The sequence below is a fragment of the Haemophilus paracuniculus genome (assembly GCF_002015115.1).
In the GTDB taxonomy this organism is placed as follows: domain Bacteria; phylum Pseudomonadota; class Gammaproteobacteria; order Enterobacterales; family Pasteurellaceae; genus Haemophilus_E; species Haemophilus_E paracuniculus.
The window spans coordinates 13,998-32,844 of record NZ_MUYA01000004.1; the positions used below are offsets into that span (position 1 = coordinate 13,998).

An 18,847-nucleotide genomic window follows, 5' to 3' on the forward strand; every position below is an offset into this window, starting at 1 on the left:
ATTGGGTGGATTTTAGCATAACAAGCGGTTGGATTCGGCAAAATTTTTGCCTTACAATGGCGGCAATTTAATTTAGGAAGATAAAATGAAACCCCAATCCAGCTATTTGCAACGTTGTGATGAATGTAATTTAACCGTGAGCGTGCCGAGTGAGTTGGTGCAACAGACCGCTTGTTGCCCGAATTGCGACAATGTGTTGCGGTCGGGTAGCCGTTGGAGCTTACGCCGTTGCTCGATTATTGCCCTGTCGATTTTAATTTTACTGCCGTTCGCTTTGACCTTTCCGCTAATGTCGATTGACCTGCTCGGCGTGCCGATTCACGCCACCATTTGGGGCGGGGCGTGGAAAATGGCGACCGAGGGCTACCATTACACCGCTTTTATGGTGCTACTTTGCTCGGTGATTATGCCGATTGCGTTTGCCTTGTTGGTGCTGATGATTCGGCTTCAACGCCTGATCGGCAGGCGACCTCGTTTTACCTTGATTTTCCTCACTAAAATTCAAGAGTGGGTAATGCTTGATGTTTATTTGGTGGCGGTAGCGGTGGCGGCGTTCAAAATCCGTGATTATGCAGCGTTGCGGTTCGATATTTACATTTCCGCCTTTATTATTACCACCATTTTGACGGTGTTGCTGTTTATCAAAATCGACCCGAAACGGCTCTGGCAGGAATTTTACCCAGAATATCATTCCCTTTCGCCCGATGATCCGAGTAATCCGACCCTTTGCCCGACCTGCGAATACACCTTTGACGAGAAGATTGTCGATCTGAAAGGCAACCGCCGTTGCCCTCGCTGCGAAACCAATCTCAACGTGCCAGAATCGGTGAAATTGCAACGGGTTTGGGCGTGTTTGATTGCTGGCACGATAATGATGATCCCCGCCAACATTTTCCCGATTTCGGTAACGGGATTGGCAGGGGCGATTTCCGCCGATAGTTTGATCTCGGGCGTGATTACCTTTATCTCAATGGGCAGCTATGCGGTGGCGGCGATTGTGTTTATTGCGAGTATCGCCGTGCCAGTCAGCAAAGTAACCATTCTATTTTATCTGCTGTTGGCGATTAAATTCCGCTGGAAACACCCGATTCATCTGCAAATGAAACTGCTGCATTATGTGCATTTTGTGGGGCGATGGTCGATGTTGGATCTGTTCGTGCTTGCGTTGATGATGTCGTTGTTGGAACGAGGGCAAATTCTTAGCTTCTCGGTGGGGGAAGCAGCGTTCTACTTTGGGGCGTCAGTCTTTTTAACGATGATCGCCTCGGCGAATTTAGATTCCCGAATGTTGTGGCGGATTCATCGCATTAACAAGCGGTCAGATGTTTAAAAATTTTGCAAATCGCCGTTCTCGGTTTATACTTCACGCCCAAATAACCAAAATAATAGGAGCGTCTTATGCGTATTGATACCTCTGCACTTTGCGATATGTATTCCGACCAAGTTGATGTGGTTGAGCCGATTTTTTCTAGCTTCGGCGGCAAATCCACATTCAGCGGAAAAATCACCACCGTCAAATGTTTTGAAAGCAACGGGCTAATCGCCGAAGTGTTGGAAGAAGAAGGCAACGGACGCGTGCTATTAGTGGACGGCGGCGGTGCAGTTCGCCGTGCTTTAATTGATGGGGAACTCGCCCAGTTGGCGGTGGATAACGGCTGGGAAGGCATTATCGTTTACGGTGCGGTGCGTCAGCTTGACGTGCTAGAAACCCTCGACATCGGCATTCAAGCCCTCGCCCCAATCCCCGTGGGGGCAGACGACACTAACATCGGCGAAATCGACACCCCCGTTAATTTCGGCGGCGTAACTTTCTTCCCCGAAGATTTCATCTACGCCGATTTAACGGGCATAATCCTCTCGCCCGAGCAACTTGATTTAACCGAAGATTTAGCGTAATTACAACGAAGTAGGATTAAGGCGGACAAATGTCCGCCTTATTTGTTTTACAAGGGATAGGATTTTGAAAAATTTCGGGCAAAAGAAAACCCCATATTACTATGGGGTTTGAATAATGGCGGAGGAAGTGAGATTCGAACTCACGGAGGGCGTAAACCCTCGCCGGTTTTCAAGACCGGTGCCTTCAACCACTCGACCATTCCTCCTGATTGAAAACATTTCTTTAAATTGTATTCAAGCTAATTCGATAAATTAGACTTTGAGATAAAAAACCTGCCGATAATTGAATTATCAACAGGTTAGCATTTGATGGCGGAGGAAGTGAGATTCGAACTCACGGAGGGCGTAAACCCTCGCCGGTTTTCAAGACCGGTGCCTTCAACCACTCGACCATTCCTCCGTGTTGAAAACGGAGTGCATAGTATCGGGATTTTGGGTTGCGGTCAAGGGCGATTTTTCAAAAATGTGTCGTCCGTTCTAAATTTAAACAAAAAACACTTTGCAAGCGGTCAGATTTGTGAAAATTTTTGCGATTTTGCGGTGCTGGTATTTGACAGGTTATACCGTTCTTCCTATTATCCACCTAATTTTCCATTCAAAAATCAACAGGAACGATGATGTTAAAAAACGCCACCTCAATGCTTAAAAATGCCCTTGCTCAACGAATTTTAATTTTAGACGGTGCAATGGGGACGATGATCCAAAAATATAAATTGACCGAACAAGATTTCCGAGGCGAGCGTTTTGCGAATAGTGCGATTGATCTGCGTGGTAACAACGATTTGTTGAGCTTGACCCAACCGCAGATTATCCGTGAAATTCACGAGCAGTATTTGCAGGCAGGGGCGGACATCATCGAAACCAATACATTCAGTTCGACCACCATCGCCCAAGCGGATTATGGGTTGGAAGCCCTCGCCTATGAGCTGAATGTGGAAAGTGCCAAACTGGCGCGTGAGGTGGCGGATCAGTATTCCACCCCTGAAAAACCGCGTTTTGTGGCAGGGATTTTAGGCCCGACCAACCGCACCGCCTCGATTTCCCCTGATGTGAATGACCCCGGTTTCCGCAACATTACCTTTATGCAGTTGGTTGAGGCTTATGCCGAGGCGACCAAAGGCTTGATTGAGGGTGGGGCGGATCTGATTATGATCGAAACCATTTTCGATACCCTCAACGCCAAAGCCGCCGCCTTTGCGATTGATCAAGTGTTTGAAGAATTGGGCGTGCGTTTGCCGATTATGATTTCAGGCACAATCACCGATGCCTCTGGACGAACCCTGTCGGGGCAGACGACCGAGGCGTTTTACAATTCCCTTCGCCACGTTAAGCCGATCAGCTTTGGCTTGAACTGTGCCTTAGGCCCGAAAGAGTTGCGTCAATATATGGAACAGCTCTCAAAAATCTGCGAAACCTATGTGTCCGCCCACCCGAATGCTGGTTTGCCAAATGCGTTCGGTGGCTACGATTTAGGGGCGGACGAAATGGCGGCACAAATCAAAGAGTGGGCGGAAAGCGGTTTCCTCAATATCGTAGGCGGTTGTTGTGGCACGACCCCTGAGCATATCCGTGCATTTAGCGAGGCGGTCAAAGATTGTCCGCCGCGTGCCTTGCCTCAAATTAAAACGGCGATGCGTTTGTCGGGGCTTGAACCGCTCACGATTGACGATGAAAGTTTATTTGTGAACGTGGGCGAACGGAATAACGTTACGGGTTCGGCAAAATTCAAGCGGTTAATTAAGGAAGAAAAATTCAGCGAAGCGATTGAGATCGCCATTGATCAGGTGGAAAACGGAGCGCAGGTGATCGATGTGAATATGGACGAGGCGTTGCTCGATTCACAAAAATGTATGACCCGCTTCCTCAACATTATGGCGACCGAACCCGATGCCGCCAAAGTGCCAGTGATGATCGACTCGTCCAAGTGGGAAGTGATCGAGGCAGGGCTACAATCCATTCAAGGCAAGGGGATCGTCAATTCGATTTCCCTCAAAGAGGGCGAAGAAAAATTCCTACAACAAGCCCGCTTGATCCGCCGTTATGGGGCGGCAGCGGTGGTGATGGCGTTTGACGAAGTGGGGCAAGCCGACACCGAAGAACGCAAAGTGGAAATTTGCACCCGAGCCTACCGCTTGTTGGTGGATAAATTGGACTTTCCGCCCGAAGACATCATTTTCGACCCGAATATTTTTGCTATCGGCACGGGGATTGAGGAACACAATAACTACGGGGTCGATTTCATCAATGCGACCGCACGGATCAAGCAGAGCCTGCCCCACGCTAAAATTTCGGGGGGGGTGTCGAATGTGTCGTTCTCATTCCGCGGCAACAATTTTATGCGTGAGGCGATCCACGCCGTGTTCCTCTACCACGCCATTAAAGCTGGAATGGATATGGGGATCGTCAATGCGGGGCAGTTGGCGATCTACGATGATCTCGATCCCGAATTGCGAGAGGTGGTGGAAGATGCGGTGCTAAACCGTAGCAATGATGCCACCGAGCGGTTGCTCGATCTTGCCGAAAAATACCGTAATGTAACCGCTAGTAATGAAGATAATAGCGTTGCCGAATGGCGGACGTGGTCGGTGGAAGAACGCTTGAAACACGCCCTCGTGAAAGGGATCACCAACTTTATTATTGAAGATACCGAAGAAGCTCGCCAAAAATTCGCTTCGCCGTTGGAAGTGATCGAAGGCCCACTAATGGCAGGAATGGACGTGGTGGGCGATTTGTTTGGGGACGGCAAAATGTTCCTACCGCAGGTGGTGAAATCGGCTCGGGTAATGAAGCAGTCGGTCGCCTATTTAGAGCCGTTTATCAATGCGACTAAACAGAAAGGATCGAGCAACGGCAAAATGGTGATCGCCACCGTGAAAGGCGATGTGCACGACATCGGCAAAAACATCGTGAGCGTGGTGTTGCAATGTAATAATTTTGAAGTGATTGACCTCGGCGTAATGGTGCCTGCGGAAAAAATCATCGAAACCGCCATCAAAGAAAAAGCGGATCTGATCGGATTAAGCGGTTTGATCACGCCGTCTCTGGACGAAATGGAATACTTTTTGGGCGAAATGAACCGCTTGAAATTGGATATTCCTGTATTGATCGGCGGGGCGACCACCTCGAAAGAGCATACCGCGATCAAACTCTATCCAAAATATAATTACCCTGTGGTTTACACCTCAAACGCCTCTCGTTGCGTAACCGTTTGTGCCACCTTGATGAATCCCGAAACCAAAGCCGAATTTTGGGAACGTACTAAACAGGAATACGAGCAGATCCAACAAGCCTTTGCCAACCGCAAACCGTTGCGGAAACAGTTGGCGATTGAACAGGCTCGTGAAAATCGCTTTAACGCTTTCACGGGCGAATGGGCGAATTATCAAGTTCCGCAACCGAAACAAACGGGCATTATCGAATATAAAAATGTGCCGATTGCCACCCTACGCCAATTTATCGACTGGTCGCCATTCTTTATGTTATGGGGCTTAATGGGCGGTTACCCTGATGCGTTCGACTACCCAGAGGGTGGCGAAGAAGCTCGCCGTGTTTACAACGATGCCCAACGGGTGCTGGACGAATTAGAGCAAAACGGCAAGCTCAACCCGAGTGGCATTATGGGGATTTTCCCTGCGGTGCGAGAGGGCGATGATATTGCAATTTTGAACGCGGATCGCACCGCTTGTATCGGCAAATCTTACCATTTACGCCAACAAACGGAACGTGGCAAAAACAGCAAAAGCCCGTATAACCTCTGTTTGAGCGACTTTATCGCCGACCAAGCAAGCGGTCAGCAAGATTGGCTGGGAATGTTCGCCGTCTGTGCAGGGATTGAAGAACACGATCTCGTTGAGGGTTACAAAGCCGCGGGCGATGATTACAACGCCATCCTACTGCAAGCGGTGGGCGACCGCCTCGCCGAAGCAATGGCGGAATATCTGCACTTTGAACTTCGCACCAAAGTGTGGGGCTACACCAACGAAACCTTTGATAACGGGCGTTTGATTGCGGAAGATTATGTCGGCATCCGCCCTGCCCCTGGCTACCCAAGCTGCCCAGAGCATACCGAAAAAGAGTTAATCTGGAACTTACTCGAAGTCGAACAACGGATCGGAATGAAACTTACCGAAAGCTACGCAATGTGGCCTGCCGCTTCCGTCTGCGGCTGGTACTTCACCCACCCTGCGAGTAATTATTTTACGCTAGGACGTATTGATGAAGACCAAGCAATGGACTACGCCAAACGCAAGGGGTGGGATGAAAGAGAAATGATCAAGTGGCTTGGGGTTTCGATGAAGTAGAATATTCTTTGGATTAAACGAGATATTAAAACGAGGATAACTTATGAAACTAGATAGTATTGCATCATATCTATACTTCACTACTGTAAAAATAGAAACATCCAGTAAAGATGGGGATGGTTCAGGAACAGGCTTTATTTTTGATTTTTCAGACAGTCCAGAAGATTCATCTATTCTATTTTTAGTAACGAATAGGCACGTAGTTGAAAACACAATAAATGGGAAAATACTATTTCATACTATAGATGATAATGAAAATGGAGAAGATATATCACTAGAAAAGAGTTTTTATCTAGATAATATTCCTGATTGGAATAATATGTGGTTTTATCATCCAGATGACCAAATTGATATAGCCATATGTCCACTTTTACCGATTATAGAAAATGTGAAAAAGAATTTTAATCAACATTTATTTTTTAAAGCAATTCCTAGAACAAGTATTCCTTCTCAGAATGAACTATATGCTTTAGATGCTATTGAAAATGTAACATTTGTTGGGTATCCAAATGGTGTATGGGATTCAGTGCATCATTTACCAATTCTAAGAAAGGGAACTACAGCATCACCTTTACAGATTGACTTTGAGAAAAAGCCTATTTTCTTAATTGATGCTTCTGTATTTGGTGGATCTAGTGGTAGTCCTTTATTTCTTATGGATAATGGAATGTATGCAGATAAGAAAGGAAGAGCTTATGTAGGTCGTAGGTTTTATTTCTTAGGAATAGTAACTGCTGTATATTTTAGAACGCAAATCAATAGTGTAGAGGCCAAAGCTATTCCTACCAATTTAGTCCCGATAGTTAAAAATCAAGAAATGATTGATTTAGGTGTTGTTTTTAAATCTAAAATGATTTTAGAAACAATAAGTTTTTTTCAAAAAAGAGCATCTAAAATATGTTGGCGTTGGTAATGTACTCAGAATATAAACTGCATCCTATTTTTTAGAATTTATAATTCATTAGTTATATAATAAAAGCGGACTTCCGTCCGCTTTTATTATTATTTAGATCCAGCTCCCCAATTAAATCCCCAGCCATAATAACGATCGCATTCTTTATGTCCGTTATGGAAAGTGATTTCTTTACGTACAGACATTTGATTGCCGTTAAATTCAATAGACGCAATGGCACAGAATGTTCTTGGATCTGTTTGTCGTCCCATTTCAACCACAATATCAGGCTGGTTCGGTACTTTTACTGTGACAACAGCATCAGATTCGCCCCATTTTGCTACACCTTCATAGATAAAGCAGTAGACAATAATCCGCTTGATATAATTTGCTCCGATAGGATTAACTAAAATATTTTCACCAGAAGAACTACCTGAACCACGATCATCACCACAATGCCAAATATAGGGAGCTTCTGTATAGCAACCTTGTCTAGTACGTTGATTTTTTGCTCCACCTCGGTTATGGGAAAATTGCAAACCATCAATGACCGAAGCCTGTCCATTGGTTAATTCATAGTAACAACCTAAATCTAGGTCAATATCTTGGTTTTTATTAAATAAGTTGGCAAATAATCCATCATTTTTCTTTTGTGTCCAGTTTAAATTGATCACAATATTTTGATCATTACTTTTAGATAAATCAATACGTGTAGAATCACCTGATTTTTCCAATACTACTTTACTTAATGATATTTTAGGTTTCTTTGTTACATCAATAGCCATAATGATTTCTCCATAAAAAATGGGTAATTTCTTACCCATTTATATTTTATTAAATGTTAATACCGTAATTTCTTGCTAATGCAGCTAATCCGCCAGCAAATCCTTGTCCTACGGCACGGAATTTCCATTCTCCATTGTGGCGATAAACCTCACCAAAAATCATTGCAGTTTCAGTTGAAGCATCTTCGCTTAAATCAAAACGAGCAATTTCATTATTATTAGCCCCATCGACACAGCGAACAAATGCACCGACAACTTGACCAAAGCTCTGTTTTCTAGCCTCTGCATCATGAATAGTAACTGTAATCGCAATTTTCTCCACTGCAGTAGGCAATTTGTCTAGGTAAATAATAATACTTTCATCATCACCATCACCAGCTCCAGTACGGTTATCACCAGTATGCTCAATACTACCGTCTGAGGCTTTTAGATTATTGTAAAAAATAAAATCAGAATCCGAACGGACTTTTCCGTTAGTACCAAGCATAAACGCACTACCATCGAGGTCAAATTCTGCCCCATCAGTCGTTCTCACATCCCAACCTAATCCAATCACTAATTTAGTGAGATTTGGGGCATTTTTGCTTAAACTGACGTTTCCGCCTTTTGATAAAGATACTGACATAATAAAATCTCCATTGAGTTGTTGAATAAAATTAGTAGCAAGATTGGTGTGATAAACCTGCTTGCTGATTTAATTTTTTAGCCGTCTCACACGCTGAACGAGATTGTTTTCCCGCACAATTTTGATTAAACCAATTCGTTAGTTGGTTGAGTTTCGCAATATTTTGGTTATATTGATTAACTTCATATTGTGAATATTGATTTACCGAAGTTTGGCTTAAATCATTCTGTAACCAATCTGCTTCGTTATAAATTCTGACGCATTGCTCCATCAATTCATCGCTAATCACCGGAACATAACCACTTGTTGAGGAAGTTGGCGGTGCTTTATAAGATTGTGATAATGCTGTGGTAGAAATAAATAATAAACTCATCACTAAATTAAGATTTTTCATTATTCTCGTTCTCCGGAAAAATAAAGGAAGCTAATACCCCAACGGCTAATGTACCTAAAACAATAAATAAGCTAGTATTGGCTGAAATATGAATACCGCTATCGCCGATGGCATGATTCCAAGATTGAATACCCATTTTGATACCGATAAAGAACAGCAAGGCAATGACCGCTTTTTCAAGATGAACTAAATATTTAGTAAGTGCGGCTAGAATGAAGTAGAGACTACGTAAGCCAAGAATGGCGAAGATCATAGCGGCATAAACTAATAAAGGTTCTTGCGTAACGGCAATCACCGCAGGTACAGAATCGAAGGCAAAGGCAACATCAGAGGTTTCAATTGCCATTAAGCAGAGAAATGCAGGGGTTGCGTAACGTAATCCTTTACGAGTAACTAAGGCGAGATTCTCTGGGGTAAGCTCTGAATGTTTAACGAAGAAACGTTCTGCCAATAATTTGGGTAATACAGGCATCAATTTACCCACTAAACGAACACTCCAATGGTTTGAATAATCTTCAATTTCTTCATCTGAGTCATTATTACTGCTTAACATTTTGTAACCACTCCAAATCACAAAAGCGGCAAAAATGAAACCGACATAAGGGCTTACTGTAAATAAACCTGTGCCTATCACAACGAAAATCGCACGGAAAATCAATGCACCAATAATTCCCCAATAGAGGATGCGATGTTGTAGTTTTCCCGTAATGCCAAAAGAGGCAAAAATGGCGACAAACACCATTAAATTATCAATAGAGAGGCTTTTTTCTAACACATAGCCAGCGAGATAAAGATCCGCCGCTTCTTTGTTAAATCTTACCCAAAGATAGCCATAAAATGCCAACGCCAATCCGATCCAAAAGATTGACCAAAGTGAAGCATCTTTTACGCTAATCTCTTTTGTATTGCGATGAGCAAACAAATCAAGATAAACAGAAAAGGCAATCACCCCAAAAAAGACAAGGATTGTTTCGACAGGAAAACCAAAATTAGTCATAATAGATACGCTCTCATACAAGCATTGCTTGATAAATATACAAATACGAAATAAGATCAGTATAAATCTTCAACCAAACTTAACCACCAACAAAATGCAGGTAAAATTATGCTTTTTGTGGTTAAAATTCGCCAAATAGTGGGTATATATGGAATACAATCAAAAAATTAGAGCTTTAAGAGAAATTAAACAATGGTCGCAGGAACAGATGGCAGAAAAATTAAATATGTCATTAAACGGTTATGCCAAAATTGAACGAGGGGAAACCAAACTTACCCTAGATAAATTAGAACAAATTGCCAGTCTTTTTAATATGGATGCCTTAGAGTTTATGCAAAATGCTAATAATGGTGTCTATTTTGTAATGAATGAAAATTCAGATTATAACAATACTGTTTATTATGGTATCCAAGAAAATCCTGTTATCGAATTAGAGAAATTAAAATTAGCTTTACAGTTAAAAGATAATCTCATTTCCCATAAAGAAGAACTGTTAAAAACAAAGGATGTTTTATTAGCACAAAAGCAAAATGAAATTGATTCATTAAAAGATATTATTGCTTTATTGAAAGCCAAATAAATAACGTAAAGTTTTTAGAGACAGATCTCAATGCAAACACCCCAAATCCACCTCGGCACGGGCGGTTATAGTGATACGGACTTAATCGGGACGCTTTATCCGTTTGGGACGGATAAGGCGGATTTTTTGTCGATTTATGCTCAGCATTACGACACTGTTGAGATTAACAGCACCTTTCACGCCCCGATTGGGGTAAAGGCGTTGCAGGGTATGCTGGAAAAAGCTGCGGGTAAGTTGCAATTCTCGGTCAAACTGCATCAAGATTTTAGCCATAAACGCACCGCAACTGCCGAGCAAGCGGTAGGATTTTTGAAAGTTTTGCAGCCATTGAAAGAGGCGGGCTGTTTGGCGAATTTATTTGTGCAGTTTCCTGCTGAGTTTGAGCGAACAACCGCCAATCGTTATTATTTGGCGGAACTGGTGTCGTGGTTTAGCGATTATCCGCTCGCGATTGAGTTCCGCCATAGCAGTTGGCATACGCCATCGGTGTTGGATTATTTTCACGGCAAGCCAAATCTGATTTGGTGCAATGTGGATTATCCGCCCAATATTGGCTTGCCCGCTTTTCATTTTTATGCCAACCAACGCACCGCTTACCTCCGGCTGCACGGTCGCAACCCAAATTGGTGGAAAGCCCAATCGGCAAAAGAACGCCATGATTATCGTTATAGCGACACGGAATTAAAACAGCTGGCGGCGTTCTTACATCAACGCCAAGCTGAATTTGACAGGCTTTATCTCTACTTCCAAAACACCACCAACAGCCACTCTTTTTATAATATTGAAAGTTTGAAAGGGTATTTGTCTGAATATGGATTTAAAATAAAGCCCACGCCTGAGTTTTTAGTCGGGCAGCAGAGTTTGTTTTAGGTTGGAAGTTTACTTCCAATTTTTGTGTAAATCCAAAGGATTGGAATTTAGCTTCCATTTTTTGCCATACAAGCGGTCCATTCCCCAAAAATTCCACCCCTTGCACCTCATTCAATTTCCGTTATCATACGGATTTTTCTAACCAGATTGGGGATTTTATGTCTAAATTGAAACTCGTTTTACTTTCGATGGCGGTGGCTGGGTTGTTTGCTTGTACGTCATCGGAACAGCAGAAAACGACCAAACCGCAGAAAACGGCGGCGGTGGGGTATTTGAAAGCGGATATTAGTCAGGCGGAATTGAATAATCCTGCCGAGTACAAACGTTATAGCTATTATTGCAAGGATTTCACCACGGGCGAAACCGCCTATTTGGCGACCTATTTTCCGCTGTCGCGTGAGAGCCGTAAGCAGGAAAATTTTGGGATCTATTTTCAGTTAAATGGGGCGAAAGCCGAGCCTTTTGATCATCTCGCCAATAAAGCGATCAATGCGGCTGGCACACGTTTTGAAGTGAGCTACCGCTCTTACTATCCGATCCAAGGCAGCTATGTTGATTTAATCGCCCGCGAGCGTAGTTCGATTTATTACAAAAACCAAAACGGCACGAAATTGCCTTGGTTAGAATGTCGCCAAGGCTAATTTACGCCAATTTCCCAACCCCAAAAATCTCTTTCCGCTCTTGATCGATTTCGACCTTGATTCCAAAGGCTTGGGCGAGGTTTTGTGGGGTGAGGACGCTTGCGGTGTCGCCTGCGGCGAGTAGCTTGCCGTGATCGAGCAGGATAATTTCATCGCAAAATTGGTAGGCGAGGGAAAGGTGGTGGATCACGATCACGCAGGTGCGGTGGGGCGTGAGGGCTTTGAGTTTTTCCATTATGTCGATCTGGTAGTAGGGATCGAGGGCAGCGATCGGTTCATCGGCGAGGATCAACGGGCTGCCTTTAATGCAGCAACGAGCCAGTTGCACCCGCGTTTTTTCGCCGCCCGACAGTTGCTGAAACGGCTTTTCGAGCAGATCCGCCACCGCAAATTGTTGGGCGATTTGCTGGATTTTGACTCGCTCGTCCGCTGGGCGTAGTGGTTGTGCCAAGCCGAGGGCGATCACATCATAAACCGATAGATCCCACTGGATCGCCGTGCTTTGGGCGAGGTAGGCGAGCAGTTGGCTCTTTTGCTGGGGCGACATTTCGCTCAATTTGCTAGAATTTAGCCAAATCTCACCCCTTGCAAGCGGTAAGATCCCCGCCAAACTTTTCAACAGGGTCGATTTGCCCGCCCCGTTCGCCCCCATAATCCCGACCAATTTTCCCTGCGGAATCTGGCAACTGACGTTGTGTAAACCGTAGGCTAGGCTAATATTTTCCACGTTAAGCATAGAGTTTCCTTGTTTGGGTCAGCAAAATCCAAATCAGGCAAGGTGCGCCGAGAATGGCGGTGAGCGTGCCGATGTAGATGTGCGAGAAAAACGGCAGGTAGATAATGCTCAAATCGGCGATCAGCAAAAGTAACGCCCCGATCAGACCGCTTGTTAAGTAGAGTTGCGAGGGGCGTTTTTTGAGCAAAATTCGTGCAAAATGAGGGGCGATTAAGCCGATAAAGCCAATCGTGCCAGTTTGCGGAATGGTCGCCCCGACCAACAACGCTACGCCGAAGCTGGTGATGAAAAAACTGCGTTTTGGGTCGATTCCCATTGTCGAGGCGGTTTCTTCGCCGAACGTGAGCAAACCGAGGTAACGGCGTTGTTGGTAGAGGCAGAACAAGCCCACGCCCACGAACGGCAGGCAGAGCAACAGCGTGTCCATTTTCGCCCACACCAACGAGCCTTGTAGCCAGCGGTAAAGTTCGGCTAACGCCCACGGGCTTTCGGCGTTTGAGAGCAACAGGGCGATTGCCGAGCCGAGTAGCATATTGACCGCCAGCCCTGCGAGGATCATCATTGTGGTGCCGTGGCGGCGGGCGATGAAATAGACCAGCAAAAAGCTCGCCAACGCCCCCGCCATACCGCCGAGCAACAGCCACGCCATTGGCACGGAAAAATAGTACAACATAAACACGCTGGCGGTGGTCGCCCCGTTCGCACTGCCGAGCAAGCCTGGGCTGGCGAGGGGATTTTGGAACACCCCTTGCATTGCGTTGCCTGCCACCGCAAGGCTTGCCCCCGTGAGGACGGCGAGCAAAATGCGAGGCAGGCGAATTTCCCATAATACGAGGGATCGCATATCGGTCAGCACCCCATCCGCGTTGAGCAGGGCAGAAAAATCGCTTAATTGATAGCCAATCGCAAGGGCGATAATGGCGATTAACAGCCCACCCAAAGCGAAATTTAACCTGTTGATTTTATTCATCTTTCTTTGTCTTGATCAGTTGTGGATAAAGCCATTCTGCCCCCTGCCAAATCCCCTGATCGAAGCAATAAGTATATTTCAACGGGGCGGTAGCAAGCGGTCGGTTTTTGAATAATTTTTGCCAAAGGTGCAGCGAAAGTAGTTCCGCCTGTTCGTTGTAGCCTCGTTTATCTGTCAGGGAAATCAGCACATTCGGCTGGCTCAAAATCACTTTTTCGAGGGAAAAATTTTGCGGCGTAAGTGCCGTTTTGAGGGGCGTTAAGCCGAGCAGAGCGAGCAAGGTGCGATATTGAGGCTGGTTGGTTTCCACCACGCCCGTTTCCGACAAAATCAAGGTCTCTGCAAGGGGTAGGTTTAACGAAAATTTTTGCGATTTCAAGCGAGCCACCAACCGTTCGGCGTGGGCTTGATTATCGGTCAGTTTGCCGAGTTGCAACATCAACTCAAAAAGCTGTTCGGGGGTTTGGGGGCTGTCGTTAATCGGGATAATTTTCGCCCCGAGTTTTTTCAGATCAGCGGTCAGTTGTGGATAAAAAAACTCGTTGATCAGCAGGGTTTTGTCCAAATAGGGCAACAGCTTGCCGAGTTGTGGCTCAATGGTCGGTTTGTCGCGGTTGAGTTTATCCAACATCATCAGCGGATTATTGGAATAGGGCGACATTCCAGCAATCTGCTCAGGGCGAGCGATTTCCAGCAACAAGCGGTCGCTACATAGGGTCAGCGAGACAAATTGTTCCGCTGATTTTTGGGCGAAAGCCAGCGGGGCAAGCAATCCCGCCAACCCCAAAAGCGTGTAAAAACGAAAAGCCAACATCGCAAAAAAGGCGAGCTTCCGCCCGCCTCTCTCAAAAGTTAGAAACTGCCTTTAATCCCAACGTAAACATTACGGCCGTATTGACCGTAGCCTACGGTCTGTTCATATTTTTTGTTGAACAGATTGTTGAGGTTGGCGTAAAGGTTGATATTTTTGTTGAGTTGGTAATTTGCCCCTAAATTCACGAGGGTGTAAGACGGCAATTTCACGCGTGATGAAGCGTAGGTCAGTTCATCAAAATGGCTGTCCACGCGTTTACCCACATAAGCCACATTCAAGTTTGTGCCGAATTGTTCGGTAACTTGATAGGCAACGCCTGCGTTTGCGGCGTGTTTCGGACGGCGAACCATTGCAACCCCTTTGCTATCTTTGGCTTGGGTGTAAGTGTAGTTGGCGTAAGCGGTTAGATCTTGGGTAATTTTTGCATTGTAAGCCAATTCCACCCCACGGATTTTGCTTGTGCCGTCAAGGTTTACCGCACGGGAATTACAGCTTGACCAACCGCCCATATCTACGCAAGTTGAAGCAACGGTTTCACTGCTGATCGCATTTTTTACATTGCGAGCGAATGCGGTTACATCAAGGCTTTGGCGTTTGTCGTTGCTTTCGATCAACAAGCCCAAATCGCCCCCACGGCTTTTTTCTGGTTTGAGGTTTGGATTCGCAAGGTATGAACCCGTCCAGCCGTAAAATTCGCTAATGGTTGGATTTTGAATTGCCGTACCGAAACTCGCGTGAGCCTTGAAGTTTGGCGAGAGGCGATAAGCCCCTGCGATACGACCTGTGAACGCATCTTTGAATTTTGAGCTGTCGGTGTAGCGTCCGCTTAATGTGAGGCTATGATCCTGTTTGCTAAATAGACGATATTCGCCCGCCACACTTTTTTCGCTCAATGTTTTTTGCGTTGCGTAACTATTTGAATTGTATTTGGTTTTTTGATAATCCGCCAACAAACTCACCGCTTGGGTAATCGCCCCCTCACGGTCAAAATTCACATCTAATTGATAGTTACCATTGAATTTTTTCGCATCGGTATTGCTTGGGTAAGAGCTGAACGTGTCGCTATCGGTTTTGAGTTGGCTTACGCTCACTTTTTGTTTGAATAGATCTTGATCGCTACCTAAATAACCGCTGAATTTCAATAGATTTTCACGGGTGCGAGTGCAATCATCAAACGCTGTTTCTTTGGAAAGGCTGCCGTCATAACGAGCCGTTTGGGAAGATTTTGAGGCAAGCACTTCCACCCCTTTATCGCCCACATCGTAGCCTAAACGTAATGAACCGCTATCACTGCGGAATTTATCACGCTCTTTTGCCCCGCCCGTTTTAACCGTTGAGCCTTGCTCGGTGGCGTAGGCAAATTGATTTTTGCTTAACGCAGAAATGCCTTTGGTGCGGTGGCTGTTGCCGTTTAACGCATAGTAGAAACCGTTGTGATAGCCCGAAACGGTTGCCGAGCCGTCATAAGTGCCGTTTGAGCCAGTGCCTAAGTCGAAATCCACGTTAAACGGCTTATCTTTGTAGAGACCGCTTTTGGTGGTAATGTAAATCACGCCACCCATTGCATCGCTGCCCCAAAGTGCTGACTGCTCGCCGCGTAACACTTCAATGCGATCAACATTGCTCAGGCTTAAACCTCCGAAGTCAAAACCATAGCCCGAAACAGGGTTCATTTTCACACCGTCAATTACCACGGAAACGTGGTTCGCATCCGCCCCACGCAGATAGAAATTGCTGAGTGTGCCACGTCCGCCCGAAGCACTAAATGCCATACTCGGCACGGTTTTCAACACATCGCTCACATAGGTCGCGTTGCGTTCGGCGAAATCTTTTTCGGTCAGCACCGTAACCGAAGAAGCGGTTTTATCTTGATTGATCGGGGTGGCGTAAGCGGAATAGACCGTGATCGGTTGCAGTTCCGTTGGTTTTTCCGTTTGAGCGAAAGCCGCTGCGGGTAGGGTAAAAAGTAGGGTGGTAATCAGATTTTTTTGCATAATGTTGTGTTCCTTAGGTTGAAAATAATAGGGTAAGTGGCGGTATCATACCCGATTTTGGTGTAAAATCCGAATTGAGATTTAATTTCAACCGCAAATTTCCGTTACAATAGGGCAATTTGCGATCTTCATAAAGGTAAAGACGATGTTATTTGCATTGCTTGCGATTGTGGCTTATTTCGGGGCGTTACTCTGGGTAATGCCGAGTTTGGCAAATTTGGAAAACCAATCCGCTTGTCGCCAGCCGAATACCAAAGCGGTGTTTGGGCTGGGAATGGTGGCGGTGCTGTTCCATTTGTTAGCCGTATCCAACGCGTTATTTGTGGCGGACGGGCAGAATTTTACCCTCGCTAATGTGGTGGCGTTGATTAGCGTGCTGATTAGTGCAGTGGCAACCCTTGCCTTGCCAAAATGGCGAACGGTGTGGTTTCCGCTGATTATTGTGTATGCGTTCGGCATTTGTAGTCTGGCGGTGGCGAGTTTTGTTACGGGCAGTTTTATCAAGCATTTGCAACAGTCGGCAGGGCTATTATTCCACTTGGCGATTGCGTTATTTTCCTATGCGTTGTTCGTGTTGGCGTTGCTCTACGCGATTCAGCTTTTCTGGTTAGATCGCAAACTGAAAAGCAAAAAAATGTACCTCAACGCCGTGCTGCCACCGTTAATGACCGTTGAACGCCATTTCTTTACCTTAACCCTTGTGGCACAAGGCTTGCTCACCTTAACACTGATTACGGGAATGATTTATCTGCACAATTTCTTCGCCCCCGAGCAGGTGCATAAAGCGATTTTTTCGTTTGGGGCGTGGTTAATATATAGCATCCAACTGCTCGGGCAATGGAAACTGCATTGGCGAGGCAAGCGGGTGCTTATTTACTCAATTTCGGGTATAATGTTACTCACTTTTGGCTATTTTGGTAGCCGTTTGGTGTAGCCATTACACACGGTAAGCGGTCGGATTTCACGAAATTTCGCAGAATCCGACCCCTTGTATGATCAATTCACATAGGATTTTTATTTTGGACAGTATCCCCCTGAGTAGTTTATTTATTGCTCTTGCCATTCTTCTTTTACTTTCTGCCATTTTTTCAGGTTCGGAAACGGGCTTGATGTCGTTAAACCGCTATCGAATGAAACACCTTGCCGAAAAAGGGCATCGTGGGGCGAAACAAGCGGAAAAATTACTCGCCAAAACCGATATTTTGCTTAGCCTAATTTTGATTTGTAACAACCTCGTGAACATTGCTGCCTCGGCGATTGCCACGATGATTGGTATGCAACTTTCGGGCGAAGCAGGGGTGGCGATTGCCACGGGGGTACTCACTTTCGTGATGCTGATTTTCTCGGAAATTCTGCCAAAAACCATTGCGGCGATTTACCCCGAAAAAGTCGGCTTTGCCGCCAGTTATTACCTCACGCCCCTCAAAAAACTGATGTTGCCGATTGTGTTTTTGATGAACCTGATTATCGCAGGTTTGATGAAATTACTCGGCGTGAAAAAAGATGATAAAGCAGGGCTAAGTGCCGAAGAACTACGCAGCGTGGTGCTGGAAGCAGGGAAATTTATCCCCACCGAACACCAAGAAATGCTGATTTCCATTTTGGATATGGAAAAGGTTACGGTGGACGACATTATGGTGCCTCGCCACGACATCGGCGGCATTGATATTGATGATGATTGGAAAGCGATTATGCGGCAGCTCAACCACGCCGCCCACGCCCGTGTGGTGCTTTACAAAGGCAATATGGACAAAAACATTCTCGGAATGTTGCGGGTGCGTGAGGCGTTCCGCCTGTTGTTAGATCGTGATGAACCGAGTAAAGAAACCTTGATCCGTGCGGTGGACGAAGTCTATTTCATTCCCGAAGGCACACCGCTCACGACTCAGCTAATGAATTTCAAAAATAACAAAGAGCGAATCGGCTTGGTGGTGGACGAATACGGCGACATCAAAGGTTTGGTCACCCTTGAAGATATTTTAGAGGAAATTGTCGGCGAATTTACCACCTCAACCGCCCCAAGTTTAGCCCAAGAGGTCAAACCGCAATCGGACGGCACGATGATTATTGAAGGCTCAACCAACCTGCGTGATCTCAACAAATTACTCAACTGGAATTTGCCCGTTGATGAAGTGCGAACCTTTAACGGCTTGATTTTGGAACATCTGGAAAAAATCCCCGATGAAGACACCCAATTTGAGCTATATAACCTCAAAATCACGATTTTAGAGGTGGCGGACAATATGGTAAAACAAGCCAAAGTTGAGCCGATTTCCCCGCCAGAAAGCCCTTAACAAGGGGTAGGATTTTGAAAAATTTCGGGAAATCTGACCGCTTGCAAAATTAGGCTAT

17 protein-coding genes and 2 tRNA genes are annotated in these 18,847 nt (G+C 45.4%); 9 read left to right on the top strand and 10 right to left on the bottom strand.

Going from position 1 to position 18,847, the window contains the following annotated elements; translation table 11 throughout:
* Positions 1-85 precede the first annotated feature (85 nt).
* Both B0187_RS02545 and rraA read left to right on the top strand, forming a co-directional pair.
* A complete protein-coding gene (locus tag B0187_RS02545; RefSeq protein ID WP_078236301.1) occupies positions 86-1,330 on the top strand; it encodes a paraquat-inducible protein A in 1,245 nt (414 codons plus the stop codon).
* Between the two features lie 68 nt (positions 1,331-1,398).
* Complete coding sequence (rraA, locus tag B0187_RS02550) at positions 1,399-1,896, top strand: ribonuclease E activity regulator RraA (RefSeq protein WP_078236302.1); 498 nt, start codon at positions 1,399-1,401, stop codon at positions 1,894-1,896.
* A 116-nt stretch (positions 1,897-2,012) separates the two neighbouring features.
* Here rraA and B0187_RS02555 read toward each other — a convergent pair.
* A tRNA-Ser gene (locus B0187_RS02555) sits at positions 2,013-2,102 on the bottom strand.
* Between the two features lie 104 nt (positions 2,103-2,206).
* A tRNA-Ser gene (locus B0187_RS02560) sits at positions 2,207-2,296 on the bottom strand.
* Positions 2,297-2,513: 217 nt separating this feature from the next.
* Here B0187_RS02560 and metH point away from each other — a divergent pair.
* Positions 2,514-6,197: a methionine synthase gene (metH, locus tag B0187_RS02565; protein WP_425432434.1), complete on the top strand. Its 3,684-nt coding sequence runs from the start codon at positions 2,514-2,516 to the stop codon at positions 6,195-6,197.
* A gap of 43 nt (positions 6,198-6,240) precedes the next feature.
* On the top strand, positions 6,241-7,110 hold the full coding sequence (locus B0187_RS02570) for a trypsin-like peptidase domain-containing protein (RefSeq protein ID WP_078236304.1): 870 nt from the start codon (positions 6,241-6,243) through the stop codon (positions 7,108-7,110).
* An 89-nt stretch (positions 7,111-7,199) separates the two neighbouring features.
* Here B0187_RS02570 and B0187_RS02575 read toward each other — a convergent pair whose 3' ends face one another.
* Genes B0187_RS02575 through B0187_RS02590 form a run of 4 tightly spaced genes read right to left on the bottom strand, consistent with a single transcriptional unit; the run spans position 7,200 to position 9,890 of the window.
* Complete coding sequence (locus B0187_RS02575) at positions 7,200-7,874, bottom strand: TerD family protein (protein ID WP_078236636.1); 675 nt, start codon at positions 7,872-7,874, stop codon at positions 7,200-7,202.
* Positions 7,875-7,923: 49 nt separating this feature from the next.
* Positions 7,924-8,499, bottom strand: coding sequence for a TerD family protein (locus tag B0187_RS02580; RefSeq protein WP_078236305.1), 576 nt, complete (start codon positions 8,497-8,499; stop codon positions 7,924-7,926).
* A gap of 31 nt (positions 8,500-8,530) precedes the next feature.
* Positions 8,531-8,893 carry a hypothetical protein gene (locus B0187_RS02585; RefSeq protein WP_078236306.1) on the bottom strand — a complete coding sequence of 121 codons (363 nt, stop codon included), beginning with the start codon at positions 8,891-8,893 and terminating at the stop codon, positions 8,531-8,533.
* Complete coding sequence (locus tag B0187_RS02590) at positions 8,880-9,890, bottom strand: TerC/Alx family metal homeostasis membrane protein (RefSeq protein ID WP_078236307.1); 1,011 nt, start codon at positions 9,888-9,890, stop codon at positions 8,880-8,882. Before B0187_RS02590 ends, B0187_RS02585 begins: the two co-directional genes overlap by 14 nt.
* A 148-nt stretch (positions 9,891-10,038) precedes the next feature.
* Between B0187_RS02590 and B0187_RS02595 the strand changes: the two genes are divergently transcribed.
* The 3 genes from B0187_RS02595 to B0187_RS02605 all read left to right on the top strand — a co-directional run bounded on the left by B0187_RS02595 (position 10,039) and on the right by B0187_RS02605 (position 11,981).
* The gene (locus B0187_RS02595; RefSeq protein WP_078236308.1) at positions 10,039-10,470 is read left to right on the top strand and encodes a helix-turn-helix domain-containing protein; all 432 of its coding nucleotides are present in this window, start codon (positions 10,039-10,041) and stop codon (positions 10,468-10,470) included.
* Between the two features lie 30 nt (positions 10,471-10,500).
* The gene (locus B0187_RS02600; protein ID WP_078236309.1) at positions 10,501-11,340 is read left to right on the top strand and encodes a DUF72 domain-containing protein; all 840 of its coding nucleotides are present in this window, start codon (positions 10,501-10,503) and stop codon (positions 11,338-11,340) included.
* Between the two features lie 158 nt (positions 11,341-11,498).
* A complete protein-coding gene (locus B0187_RS02605; RefSeq protein ID WP_078236310.1) occupies positions 11,499-11,981 on the top strand; it encodes a hypothetical protein in 483 nt (160 codons plus the stop codon).
* A gap of 1 nt (position 11,982) precedes the next feature.
* On the opposite strand, the gene B0187_RS02610 is transcribed toward B0187_RS02605, so the two are convergent.
* Genes B0187_RS02610 through B0187_RS02625 form a run of 4 tightly spaced genes read right to left on the bottom strand, consistent with a single transcriptional unit; the run spans position 11,983 to position 16,495 of the window.
* A complete protein-coding gene (locus B0187_RS02610) occupies positions 11,983-12,717 on the bottom strand; it encodes an ABC transporter ATP-binding protein (protein WP_078236311.1) in 735 nt (244 codons plus the stop codon).
* Complete coding sequence (locus tag B0187_RS02615) at positions 12,710-13,687, bottom strand: FecCD family ABC transporter permease (protein ID WP_078236312.1); 978 nt, start codon at positions 13,685-13,687, stop codon at positions 12,710-12,712. The genes B0187_RS02610 and B0187_RS02615 overlap by 8 nt, the downstream gene beginning before the upstream one ends.
* A complete protein-coding gene (locus B0187_RS02620) occupies positions 13,680-14,501 on the bottom strand; it encodes a substrate-binding domain-containing protein (protein WP_245796998.1) in 822 nt (273 codons plus the stop codon). The genes B0187_RS02615 and B0187_RS02620 overlap by 8 nt, the downstream gene beginning before the upstream one ends.
* A gap of 38 nt (positions 14,502-14,539) precedes the next feature.
* The gene (locus B0187_RS02625; RefSeq protein WP_078236313.1) at positions 14,540-16,495 is read right to left on the bottom strand and encodes a TonB-dependent receptor plug domain-containing protein; all 1,956 of its coding nucleotides are present in this window, start codon (positions 16,493-16,495) and stop codon (positions 14,540-14,542) included.
* Between the two features lie 145 nt (positions 16,496-16,640).
* On the opposite strand from B0187_RS02625, the gene B0187_RS02630 reads away from it, so the two are divergent.
* Both B0187_RS02630 and B0187_RS02635 read left to right on the top strand, forming a co-directional pair.
* Positions 16,641-17,429 carry a cytochrome C assembly family protein gene (locus B0187_RS02630; protein WP_078236314.1) on the top strand — a complete coding sequence of 263 codons (789 nt, stop codon included), beginning with the start codon at positions 16,641-16,643 and terminating at the stop codon, positions 17,427-17,429.
* Positions 17,430-17,514: 85 nt separating this feature from the next.
* Complete coding sequence (locus tag B0187_RS02635; RefSeq protein ID WP_078236315.1) at positions 17,515-18,789, top strand: HlyC/CorC family transporter; 1,275 nt, start codon at positions 17,515-17,517, stop codon at positions 18,787-18,789.
* The last annotated feature ends 58 nt before the right edge of the window (positions 18,790-18,847 follow it).